General features: G+C 33.8%; 9 protein-coding genes. 7 read left to right on the top strand and 2 right to left on the bottom strand.

Going from position 1 to position 12,173, the window contains the following annotated elements:
* The first annotated feature begins 26 nt into the window (after positions 1–26).
* From VQL36_RS15470 to VQL36_RS15460, 3 genes are read left to right on the top strand one after another with little or no spacing between them, the layout of a single operon-like run.
* Positions 27–980, top strand: coding sequence for a cation diffusion facilitator family transporter (locus VQL36_RS15470; RefSeq protein WP_349250184.1), 954 nt, complete (start codon positions 27–29; stop codon positions 978–980).
* Positions 981–1,003: 23 nt separating this feature from the next.
* Positions 1,004–3,409, top strand: coding sequence for a single-stranded-DNA-specific exonuclease RecJ (gene recJ / locus VQL36_RS15465; protein ID WP_349250183.1), 2,406 nt, complete (start codon positions 1,004–1,006; stop codon positions 3,407–3,409).
* Between the two features lie 24 nt (positions 3,410–3,433).
* Positions 3,434–3,946 (top strand): adenine phosphoribosyltransferase, encoded by a 513-nt coding sequence (locus VQL36_RS15460; protein WP_349250182.1) that lies wholly within the window; start codon positions 3,434–3,436, stop codon positions 3,944–3,946.
* Between the two features lie 159 nt (positions 3,947–4,105).
* Here the strand turns inward: VQL36_RS15460 and VQL36_RS15455 are convergent, their stop codons facing one another.
* Complete coding sequence (locus tag VQL36_RS15455) at positions 4,106–5,665, bottom strand: Na+/H+ antiporter (protein WP_349250181.1); 1,560 nt, start codon at positions 5,663–5,665, stop codon at positions 4,106–4,108.
* Between the two features lie 285 nt (positions 5,666–5,950).
* On the opposite strand from VQL36_RS15455, the gene VQL36_RS15450 reads away from it, so the two are divergent.
* The 4 genes from VQL36_RS15450 (at position 5,951) to VQL36_RS15435 (ending at position 11,249) form a co-directional block, all read left to right on the top strand.
* Positions 5,951–8,119, top strand: a complete 2,169-nt coding sequence (locus tag VQL36_RS15450; RefSeq protein ID WP_349250180.1) for a bifunctional (p)ppGpp synthetase/guanosine-3',5'-bis(diphosphate) 3'-pyrophosphohydrolase — start codon at positions 5,951–5,953, stop codon at positions 8,117–8,119.
* A 174-nt stretch (positions 8,120–8,293) separates the two neighbouring features.
* Positions 8,294–8,740, top strand: a complete 447-nt coding sequence (gene dtd / locus VQL36_RS15445) for a D-aminoacyl-tRNA deacylase (protein ID WP_349250179.1) — start codon at positions 8,294–8,296, stop codon at positions 8,738–8,740.
* A gap of 709 nt (positions 8,741–9,449) precedes the next feature.
* Positions 9,450–9,608 carry a hypothetical protein gene (locus VQL36_RS15440; protein ID WP_349250178.1) on the top strand — a complete coding sequence of 53 codons (159 nt, stop codon included), beginning with the start codon at positions 9,450–9,452 and terminating at the stop codon, positions 9,606–9,608.
* A 138-nt stretch (positions 9,609–9,746) separates the two neighbouring features.
* Positions 9,747–11,249 (top strand): coproporphyrinogen III oxidase, encoded by a 1,503-nt coding sequence (locus tag VQL36_RS15435; protein ID WP_349250177.1) that lies wholly within the window; start codon positions 9,747–9,749, stop codon positions 11,247–11,249.
* Positions 11,250–11,495: 246 nt separating this feature from the next.
* Here the strand turns inward: VQL36_RS15435 and VQL36_RS15430 are convergent, their stop codons facing one another.
* The gene (locus VQL36_RS15430) at positions 11,496–12,152 is read right to left on the bottom strand and encodes a flavin reductase family protein (RefSeq protein WP_349250176.1); all 657 of its coding nucleotides are present in this window, start codon (positions 12,150–12,152) and stop codon (positions 11,496–11,498) included.
* Positions 12,153–12,173 lie beyond the last annotated feature (21 nt).

Below are 12,173 nucleotides of genomic sequence, written 5' to 3'. Positions count from 1 at the left end.
GATTTTTAATTCAAGGAGTGAACTCATTGTCTGTAGATCAACGATTTAACAAAGCTGAATTTGCTGCTTGGGTTGGGATTGTAGGGAATTTAATATTAGTCATCGTAAAGGGCACGATTGGAATAACAGCAAATAGTAAAGCATTAATTGCGGATGCAGTTCATTCTGCATCCGATATTGCAGGTTCTTTTGCGGTCTTAGTCGGATTAAAGGCTGCAAAATTACCTCCAGATAAAGACCATCCATATGGACATGGAAAAGCAGAGCCTATCGCTGCAATTATTGTTTCACTATTATTAATTTTAGTTAGTATTGAAGTTGGCATTAGTGCAGTGAAATCCATTTATAGCGGAGTTGAATCAGCTCCTGCATCGTATGCAATATATGCCATAATATTTTCAATCTTATTAAAAGAGTTGATGTTTCAATATAAATATCGTTTAGGAAAAAAACTTTCTAGTCAGGCATTGATTGCAAATGCATGGGAGCATCGCTCAGATGTATTTTCATCTATTGCTGTTTTAATAGGAATATCAGGAGCACTTATAGGTGATTATTTTAATTATCCATGGATGTATTATTTAGATCCAGTTGCTGGAATTATTGTTGCGATACTAGTATTTATCATGGGATACAAATTGATAAAAGAATCGATACATAATACAATGGACCATGTGCTTCATCAGGAGGAGACTGAGGGGTTACACAAAACAATTGAAGGTGTACCTGGTGTACTTGCTATTAATGAACTTAGAGCAAGAGAACATGGTTATTATGTAATTGTTGACGTGAAACTCAGTGTGAATCCAAAAATATCAGTTCTTGATGGTCATAAAATAGGAAAAATGGTAAAGAAACGGTTGCTAAAGGAACATAGTAACGTATCAGATGTGTTTGTACATGTGAATCCTTATGATCCCGGGTATCCTTACAAAAATGTAGATTCTGATCCAAACGGTTTTTCAAACATATTACATTAACATGTAATCTTAAGGAGAATAACATGCTTCAATCAAAGTCTAAGTGGAAATTACCTGAAGATTCGAATCAAAACTTAGCTGTCCAGTTAAGTTCAGACTTAGCTATTCCTTTACTTGTGGCTAAACTGCTTATAGTGAGAGGAATTCAAAATAAAAAACAAGCAGAAAATTTTTTGAAAACAGAAAATGAAATGTTTCATGATCCTTATTTAATGGCGGGGATGAAAGAAACAACAACAAGAATAAAAAAAGCAATACAGACTGGCGAAAAGATTAGAATTTATGGTGATTATGATGCGGATGGTGTAAGTAGTACGACCTTGATGTACTTTTTACTTTCAAAATTGAAAGCTGACTTTGATTACTATATACCTGATCGATTTAGTGAGGGATACGGGTTAAATCTAGAGGCGATTCAAAAAGCACACAAAGAAGGTATAACTTTAGTTATTACGGTAGATAACGGGATTAGTGCAGTCGATCAAATTAGTTATGCAAATGAGTTGGGGATAGATGTACTAGTTACTGATCATCATGAACCGCCTGAAATATTACCTGATGCTTTTTCGATTATCAATCCAAAAATTCCTCAATGCCAATATCCATATAAACAATTGGCAGGTGTAGGAGTGGCTTTAAAATTAGCACATGCTTTGCTTGGATATTTGCCAGATGAATTTTTAGAAATTGCTTCAATTGGTACAGTAGCTGATTTGATGCCATTAACAGATGAGAATCGTTTGATCGTAAAACTTGGAATAGAAAAAATGAAAAATACATCCATTGTTGGATTGAAAGCATTAATAGATGTAGCCGAGGTAGATTCCTCCAATCTGTCCAGTATGCATATTGGGTTTGCGCTTGGTCCCAGAATTAATGCTGGTGGAAGACTACAACACGCTGAAGATGTTGTTAAGCTATTAACGTCAAGTAGTGAGGATGAAGCTCAGAAATTAGCATATGATTTAGATGCTTTAAATAAAGAGCGGCAATTACTGGTAAATGAAATTACAGTTGAAGCACTAGACAAAATTGAAAAATCAATGGACTCTAATTCCCACAAAGTGATTGTAGTAGCGAATGAGGGATGGAATATCGGTGTAATTGGTATTGTTGCCTCAAAAATTTTAGAAAAATTTTATCGACCAGTTATTGTACTTCATATTGATAAAGAAACAGGTTTAGCAAAGGGATCAGCTCGTTCTATTGCTGGTTTTAATATTTATAAAGCTTTATCTCATTGTGAACCATTGCTGGATCATTTTGGCGGTCATGAAGCAGCTGCTGGATTAACAATTCAAGAAAAGAATATATCACAATTGAGGAATCATCTGAATGAACTGGCTATGAACTGGTTAACAGAGGAAGATTTTATGCCTGAGATTCAAGCTGATATTGAGAGTGAATTGCAAGAGATTACAATCCCAGTCATTGAAAAAATGGAATCTATGCTTGCACCTTATGGATCGGGTAACCCTTCTCCAAACTTGTTTTTAAAAGATTTACGCATTTTACAAAAAAATAGACTAGGCAAAGAAAAGCAACACTTAAAGTTAGTTTTATCACAGGCGTTTAATGAGGTTAGTTGTTCAATGGAAGCTATAGGTTTTGGTAAAGGGGATTTAGATCAATATATATCTACGGAAGCTAAAGTAGATGTCATTGGAGAACTATCCATTAATGAATGGAATGGAATCAGAAAACCGCAATTATTTATAAAAGATATTCGAATTCCAAATCGTCAAGTTTTTGATTGGAGAAATCATCAAATTGATAAATTAACACAGAGCATCCAACAATTAAATAATCGGGAGAATGTGCGATTAGCTATATTGTTAGATAATGGAGATCACATTTGTGATTTTGAGGAGCATATGCAAGCTGCTGAATTCTTTTACACCTTGGATGCTGATGGGAATTTAGTTCAGATAAATACCAATCTAACAACGATAGATGCTAACATGCAGGTGACTGATTTTATTGTATACTCTCTCCCAAACCACATTCATACGATTGAGTCTGCGTTCAGAAAAAATCAATCTATTAAACGCGTATATGTAGTTCATAAAAATAGAAATAAAGCTGCTTTAAAAGGACTGCCATCAAGAGAAGCTTTTAAAAATATTTATGCTTCATTACTTAATAAAAATAGTTGGGAGATTAATGATCAGTCATTTTTGGGAAATTTAAGCAAACGTACAAGTTTATCAAAAGATATGATACAATTTATGATTGGTGTATTTGAAGAATTATCTTTCATTCAAAAGGAAGGTCGTTCATATCATTGTATAAAATCACCGAAGAAAAGTAGTCTTGATTCATCCAGTTTATACAAACAAAGGTGGCATCAATCTGAAATAGAAAAAATATTTGAATACTCTACAACTTATGAAATGACACAGTGGATCTTACATCAAATACAAACGTGAGTGAACAATTTAGGAGGAAGTAAAATGGATTTTAAAGAACATGTTCGAGTGATTGAGAATTTTCCTCAGGAAGGCATTCGATTTAAGGACATAACTACAATATTGAAAAATGGCCCAGTATACCATCAGGTGATTGAATCTATAAGAGACATGGTAAAGCATCTTGAAATTGATTTAATAGCAGGTCCAGAAGCTCGTGGCTTTGTGGTGGGTGCACCATTGGCGTATGCAATGGGAGTTGGTTTTATACCGATACGAAAGAGTGGTAAATTACCTGGTGAAACGATAGAAGCAAATTATAGTTTAGAGTATGGTAACGACAAATTAGCTATGCATAATGATGCTATTCAACCAGGTCAAAAGGTTCTAATCGCAGATGATTTATTGGCTACAGGCGGTACTATCGCGACTTCCATTGATTTAGTTGAGCAATTAGGGGGATCAGTAGTTGGTGCAGCATTTATGATAGAACTAACTTATTTAAATGGAAAAGATAAATTAAAAGACATAGATATGTTTTCTTTGATGAAATATTAATATGAATACCCCAAAAAGTGAACAAAATTCGGTGATGCATAGTCCGATTACTTTTCGGGGACCCGATAACCAATCCTTGTACTTTTGTGGTGCCTAGAAAAAATAGAACCCGTCCAATTAACATAACAATATTGGACGGGTTATTTATGATATGTTTTTCTAATCAGATTCTGTTTTGTTCTCTTTTTCAAGGAGATCGATAATTTTTTTATACTCCAATTCAGCTGTTTCAGAAGAAATGAGATGCTGCTTGACCAGCTCTTCAACAGCCTCATATTCAGCATACAATGATTTTTTTCTTGCGCTGATCAGTTGATCTTCTTGTAATCTTGGGAACTTCTTATATAGGTTTTCAAGCTCTTCATGTAACTTGTTTAGTTTATTCTGATAATCTTTATCCAATTGATTAAAGATCACTGGAGATATGGTTGCTTCATCTTTCATCTCTTCTATCGCTTTTCTTCCAGCAGTTGCTTGGTGGATTTCAGATAATGTTTTTTCATAGGAAAGACTGCTTTCCTTTGTTTTTGTTACTCCTAAAACATTGACAAGTGGTTTAATTGTTAAACCTTGGACAACGAGTGAGAACAATACGACTCCAAAGGTGAGGACTAATATATCCTCTCTTCCTGCAAAGGTAACTGGCAAACTCAAAGCAAGAGCAATGGATAAAGAACCTTTTAAACCACCCCAGTTAAATACATGCTTCCATGCAATAGGTATATGACGAGTGAAAGATAGGCTTCCATAAATTGCGACGCTTCTACCAATTAAAACAATTAGAATGGCAAATAAAATCATCATCCATTTTCCAGATAAATCAATGTTGGCAATTTCTAAACCCACCATTAAAAAGACGAATGAGTTTGCAATAAGAGCAAGTACATCCCAGAATGTTTTTATATTCAATTTGGTTGTTGGACTCATTCCAATTTTTGCCCCATAGTTTCCAAACACAAGACCTGCAGCTACGACGGAAATTACTCCAGAAAAATGGAAAATTTCTGCGATGAAAAATGAACTATAAAATAAAATCATAGAAAAAACAATTTCCAGCGGGTAATCATCAAAGTACCGAAGTATTTTTGAAAATAAATAAGCTAAGAGCAATCCAATGGCTAACCCACCAAGTGAAGCTTTAAAAAACTCTAATAGTCCTTGGCCAAACTCTGTAAATCCTGCAAAAATAAAAGTAGTGAGACTGATTTTGAATAGAACATAGGCCACTCCATCGTTAATTAAACTTTCACCTTCTATAATCGTTGCTAATCGATGGTTTACCCCCATACTTTTAAAAATTGAAAGCACACTGACAGGATCTGTAGCTGCCATAAGGGCTGCAAATATAAAGGCAACTTTTAAATCTAATCCGAGTAAATAAACGGCTAAGAATCCGATCACTGTATAAGTAACTAATGTACCAAACAATGCCATAGCTAAAATGGGCGTTTTATTTTCTTTCAGATGTGAAAAAGGCAACTTTAATGTGGCTTCCCCTAATAAAGTAGGTAAAAATATAGATACAATAACAAATGTAAAAATCTCGTCCTCAACTATAAAACTTTTTAGTTCTTCCAATCCTGGAATATGAACTAAACCTAAAATAGCTCCAACTATAACTAAAGCAATGGGGTAAGGAGCTTTTAATTTTTTTGCTAATGCAGTGATTCCAGCTGCAATTGCGAGTAACAGTAATACTAATTCAAACTGATGTTCCATAATGCACCTCATTCATAAAATTAAGTAAAATGTTAAATCGAATTAATGTAAGTATTACCAAAATTAACATTCCTCATATGAATTATATTTTACAAAAAAATTTAGCAATTGCCTACTATTCTTATAAATCCTATTCCCACTTACTTTTTTAACAGAATTGATAACTAACGCTTATAACAGAATGACACTTGACTTAATTGGAGTAAAGAGACAGGTGAATAGTTGACGTAAGCAAGATTGAAAGGCATAATGATAGAAAATCCTTGAGAATAGGAAGGGAAATTAATGGGCATCGAGCAATTAATTGAAAAGGCATCTGCATATCTAAAAGAAGCTGATCTAGAACAGATTAGAAAAGCTTATGATCTTGCTGAAAAAGCTCATGAAGGACAGGTAAGAAAATCAGGTGAACCCTATATCCTTCATCCAATAGCTGTTGCAGATATTATGCTTAATATGCAGATGGATGTAATTTCGATCATTGCTGCTCTTTTACATGATGTTGTTGAAGATACAGATGTGACCTTAGAGCAATTGCGAGAACAGTTCGGTGATACTTGTGCAATGCTGGTTGATGGTGTGACGAAGCTTGAAAAAATTAAGTTTAAATCAAGAGAAGAGCATCAGAATGAAAATTATCGAAAAATGTTTGTTGCAATGGCTCAGGATCTGCGAGTTATATTAATTAAACTGGCTGATAGATTGCATAATATGCGTACACTAAAATTCCAAAAGGAAGAAAATCAGAGAAGAATCGCACACGAAACTTTAGAAATATTTTGTCCGATTGCTCATCGATTAGGAATGTCCGCAATTAAATGGGAGATGGAAGATATTTCCTTGCGTTACTTAAATCCACAGCAGTATTACCGCATCGTAAATTTAATGCAGAAAAAAAGAGCAGAACGTGAGAAATATATAGATGATGTGATTGAAAATATCAAACAAAAACTAAATGGTATGGGGATTGAAGCTGACATTTCAGGCCGACCTAAACATATATATAGCATTTATAAAAAGATGAAAAGTCAAAGTAAACAATTTAATGAAATTTATGATTTACTAGCGATACGTGTAATAGTAAACAACATTAAAGATTGTTACGCTTCTCTAGGAATCATACACACCCTTTGGAAACCAATGCCTGGCAGGTTCAAAGATTATATTGCTATGCCTAAACCTAATATGTATCAATCTCTCCATACAACGTTGATTGGACCTAGTGGAGAACCCTTGGAGGTTCAGATTCGGACATGGGATATGCACCAAACCTCAGAATTCGGGGTTGCAGCACATTGGGCTTATAAAGAAGGTACAATGGTTCCAAATGGAAGTTTCGAAGATAAAATGAATTGGTTCCGAGAAATTTTAGATCTGCAAAATGAAGCGCAAAATGCGGAAGAATTTATGGAATCGCTAAAAATGGACTTTTTCTCTGATCTTGTTTATGTATTTACACCTAAAGGTGAGGTGATTGAACTGCCAAGTGGATCAGGACCTTTAGATTTTGCTTTTCGTATCCATACAGAAGTTGGTAATCGCACCATCGGGGCTAAGGTGAATGGTAGAATAGTACCACTTGACCATTCTTTGAAAACAGGAGATATTGTTGAAATACTTACATCAAAACATTCATATGGACCGAGTCAAGACTGGATTAAAATTGTGAAATCATCACAAGCAAAAACAAAAATAAAACAGTGGTTCAAAAAAGAAAAAAGAGATGAAAGTATTGAAAAAGGGAAGGAAAGTATTGAAAAAGAAATCAAACGATTAGGATTTGAGCCTTCGGATGTGATGACTGAATCAGAGCTAAATGAAGTACTTCCTAAATTCAGCTTTAATAGTATTGAAGACATGTATTCTGCTGTTGGGTTTGGGGGAATTACTGCTGCACAAATTTGCACAAGATTAACTGAAAAGCTGCGTAAAGAGCTGGAAGAAGAAAAAGCGGTAAGTGAAATTCAGGAAACCAAACCTGATCCTGTCAAAAAGAGCAGACAAGCACACGGGGTTAGCATTAAAGGGATTGATAATTTGTTAATTCGCTTCGCTAGATGCTGTAATCCGGTCCCTGGAGACGAAATCATAGGATATATTACAAGAGGTAGAGGTGTATCAGTACACCGTGCTGATTGTAACAATATACCTACTGGGAATGATGAAGAATCCCATCGCTTAATTGAAGTAGATTGGGAATCAGAAGTAGAAGCAAATTACAACGTAGAAATTGAAATTACGGGTCATGATCGCAGAGGATTTTTAAATGAAGTTTTACAGGCGGTATCTGAAACGAAGACGGTTATTTCCGCTGTCTCAGGTAGAGCAGACCGCAACAAAGTTTCGATCATTCATATGACAATATTAATTCGCAGCAAAGAACACTTACACAGCATTGTTGAGAAAATTAAAAGAGTGAAGGATGTATATTCAGTTCAAAGAATTATGCAGTGAACTTGTTTAAACAAAACTGAAATAACGGAAGTTTAGATAGTGATTGTTTCCCATCTGAAACCGAGTGTAACATAGATTGAAACCTAATCCGTTAACTCCCTTTTTGAAGCGGGTTGACGGATTTTTTATCTAATTTTTGAATGATTAACTTAATTATATTGGAGTGGAGTAACAGTGAAAGTAGTTGTACAACGAAGTAAAGAGGCAAAAGTAACTGTAAATGGAGAAACATGTGGAAAGATTGATATGGGTCTAATGCTTCTTGTAGGTATAACTCATGATGACACGGATGAGGATGCCCGATTCCTAGCGGAAAAAATCAGTCATCTAAGAATTTTTGAAGATGAACTTGGGAAAATGAATCTCTCTGTGAAGGATGTTTCTGGACAAATATTATCCATTTCACAATTCACCTTATATGGTGATAGCAGAAAAGGTAGAAGACCTAATTTTATGAATGCAGCACGGCCTGAATATGCAAATAAAATATATGAACGTTTTAATGAATTTCTAAGAGAGCAAGGTTTAGTTGTGGAAACAGGTAAATTTGGTGAAATGATGGATGTTTCCTTCACAAATTGGGGACCAGTCACTTTGATTGTGGAAAGTCCAATTTCATAAAAATTAACATTTGAAATAAGTGATGTTGCCTTAAAATCATCATCGTGTTATATGATCATAGACTGGAGTTAGATTTTGTTATTTCTTCACTTTTTGTGGGTTGTTTTTTGTCCCGGTAAAGAATTATAACGGGAATTAATGGCCTTACACTGTCAATTTTTAATTAACTTCAATAAATAGAGGTATTTTGTGGTCTTAAAATTGCAATTTTCCAATGAATAAGACTAAATTTAGGGAAAATGACTAAAATAAGACCAAAAATTACCGCTAATTAAAAAAATACTTTGAAAAAGCCAATATAAGACCATTAATTACCTTTAATCTCAACAGCCATTTTTGAAAGTTATCCGGTTAACCACCACACCTGCCATCACTGGTTCACTTCGGTTCCGTTTCAATAACCACCATCAGCTTCCTTCAGACCCCTTTGTCACCAAAGACGTCTTTAAGTTAAAAAGTTTCAAATTTAACCTTTCGTATTATCCACTAGCCACATCAATCAGTACCCTTCCAAATACCCATTATTTTTCTCATCAATCAGTACCCTTCCAAATACCCATTATTTTTCTCATCATTGAGTATCATTTCAATACTAAACACTCTTCCCTTTATCAGTTCCTTACTATTACTTTGTGATAGCGAAGATTTAAATTGGACAGAATAGATGTAAAATAATTCAATCCTTTATATAAAAGGTGGTTATCTTATAATGCATCAGTCCAAAAAAGAAAAATATATGCTGGATGCGGCTACTCGTTTGTTACAAAACACGATTCATGAAACTAAAATCAATCATCAAAATGAAATTAATCACAAAAAAAGAGTAAGCGAAATTGATGATATAAATCTTAAAAATACTTTTCGTTAAAACAAGTTTGAAATTAAAAATTATAATGAATTTACGATAATATTGACCCTTCCCTTGATGTTGGTTAAACTTGAATAGCTAGAGAAAAGAAAAATATAACGTTCATAAATTAGCTTAATATACTAAGGGGAAAAACAAATGGTAATTAACGTAAACGGAGTGGATTCAACATTCCATCGCTCTGTAGAAAATATAATTCGTTTATTTTTTGAAGAAATCAGCATTTCGTTTTCTAAATTAACGAAAGCAGATCTATATATAGATATAAATATGAAAGATGAGGAAGTAGGCACTAGGATATCTGTATTACTTCAAGATCATATTCAAAATAAAAACTTTGAATCTGAGATTACAAAAAAGCTAGATGAAAGGAATACCGAATCACAAAAGCGAAAAGCATTAAAACATTTAATCAACCAACCTTTATTAAATGTACTTCAGCAAAGCACTGGTTTGTATCAACCATGGGGTATATTAACAGGAATACGTCCAACAAAACTACTTCACCAAAAATTAAAGACAGGTATTCCAAAAGCACAAGCACATTTGGAATTAAAAGAACAATACAAGATTCATGATGATAAGATTACTTTAATGCAAACCATCGTAGATAGACAAAAAACAATGGTTCCTGACTTATACGATCTTCGCTCAGAGGTTAGTATTTATATTGGAATTCCTTTTTGTCCTACGAAATGCGCTTATTGCACTTTCCCTGCTTATGCTATAAATGGAAAACAAGGATCTGTGGATTCTTTTCTTGGGGGATTACATTATGAAATGAGACAGATTGGAACCTGGTTAAAGGAAAATAATATAAAAATTACGACCGTTTATTATGGTGGAGGGACACCAACCAGTATTACTGCTGATGAAATGGATATGTTATATGAGGAAATGGCAATGTCTTTTCCACATGTAGATCAAATCAGAGAAATTACAGTAGAAGCTGGGAGACCAGATACGATTACAATAGAAAAACTTGAAGTTTTGAAAAAGTGGAATATAGATCGAATTAGTATCAATCCTCAATCTTATACTCAAGAAACTTTAAAAGCCATTGGTCGACATCATACAGTTGAAGAGACGATTAATAAATTTCATTTGGCTAGGGAAATGGGAATGAACAATATTAATATGGATCTTATTATTGGTTTACCTGGAGAAGGATTAAAAGAGTTTAATCATACATTAGATGAAACCAAAAAGTTAATGCCAGAATCACTAACGATCCACACCCTCTCCTTTAAACGTGCGTCTGAAATGACACAAAATAAAAAAAAGTATAAAGTAGCAGGTCGAAAAGAAGTAACAAAAATGATGAACAGAGGGAATGAATGGACTAAATCCAATGGTTATGTACCGTATTATTTATACCGCCAAAAAAATATTTTAGGTAATCTAGAAAATGTAGGGTATGCTCATCCAGGTCAAGAGAGTATTTACAATATATTGATTATGGAAGAATTACAAACGATCATTGGTATAGGGTGTGGGGCTTCTAGTAAATGGGTAGATCCTTTAACAGGTAAGATATCCCGATTTGCAAACCCTAAAGAACCAAAAGCTTATAATGAACATTACAAAAAATATACAGAAGCTAAAATTAAAACTTTAAGGGAGCTATTTTTAAAAAATTAACATTGAATTAAACGCTTACATTTTTGTAACATAATTGTAATCTGTTTTAAACTTTATTTTAATAATGTTTCCCTATAATAATAAATGACCCCCTTTTTAATATATAAAATAAATGTTTTAGACCTGTGGTTTACGTAGCTACAGGTATTTCTTTTTTTTAAAACACTTAGTAAACAACAAATAAGACCACTAGTGTAGTAGGATGGTCTTATTTTATATTTTGTTTACAATCTTAGGATGGTTGTATTATTTGGTTATTTCTATTTGTTCTATTTGATTATTTTTTTGCGGGAGTCCGAAAGCAGGCACAAGTTTTGATGGATGTAATTTACCACTTAATCCAAAAAATTCGCAAAAATTCATAATCAACGGATTCCATTTTTCAGGATCAATATAATCTTTTTCCACGTCTACTAATAAGTTTTCTTCTACATGAACTCGTTCTATACTTACCTCAATTGCTGCTAGTGAACTATTTGAATCATGAATTGGATTTATTATTTGCACAACAGCTTCTAATTGAACTGGGCATTCAGCAACTCGCGGTGGTTTAACTAGAGTAGATGGACTTTGATGTAATCCAGCTATTTCAAATTTGTCGGGTTCATAACGATATCCCATTTTTTCTTTGTATTTAGGCACAGTATTTTTCCCAGTTAACAATGCAAGTTGATCAACGGCCTCAACTAGATCTGCTGATGGAAGGTTTAAAACACATTCACGTTCACGTTCTAAGTTTTGTACAGTTTTAGAGAATCTGCTCATCCCTAACATACAGGATTGGCCAAGCCACCAAGCTGAAGAAATTGGTGCTAAATTGGGAGTTCCATCTTCGTTTAATGTGCTTATTAGTACAACAGGGGTTCCGAAATAAAGTATTTTTGGTTTAATGATTTTATGCATATAGGTGCTCCTCCATTTTTC

The organism is Chengkuizengella sp. SCS-71B (assembly GCF_040100845.1).
Lineage (GTDB): Bacteria > Bacillota > Bacilli > Paenibacillales > KCTC-33759 > Chengkuizengella.
Note: the sequence above shows the minus strand (reverse complement) of the source record. Positions and strands in the feature narration are given on the sequence as shown.

Coding starts and splice junctions, on each gene's coding strand:
- VQL36_RS15440 (WP_349250178.1), top strand. CDS start 9,450: ATGCATCAGTCCAAAAAAGAAAAATATATGCTGGATGCGGCTACTCGT.
- VQL36_RS15435 (WP_349250177.1), top strand. CDS start 9,747: ATGGTAATTAACGTAAACGGAGTGGATTCAACATTCCATCGCTCTGTA.
- VQL36_RS15450 (WP_349250180.1), top strand. CDS start 5,951: ATGGGCATCGAGCAATTAATTGAAAAGGCATCTGCATATCTAAAAGAA.
- VQL36_RS15460 (WP_349250182.1), top strand. CDS start 3,434: ATGGATTTTAAAGAACATGTTCGAGTGATTGAGAATTTTCCTCAGGAA.
- VQL36_RS15430 (WP_349250176.1), bottom strand. CDS start 12,152: ATGCATAAAATCATTAAACCAAAAATACTTTATTTCGGAACCCCTGTT.
- VQL36_RS15455 (WP_349250181.1), bottom strand. CDS start 5,665: ATGGAACATCAGTTTGAATTAGTATTACTGTTACTCGCAATTGCAGCT.
- recJ (WP_349250183.1), top strand. CDS start 1,004: ATGCTTCAATCAAAGTCTAAGTGGAAATTACCTGAAGATTCGAATCAA.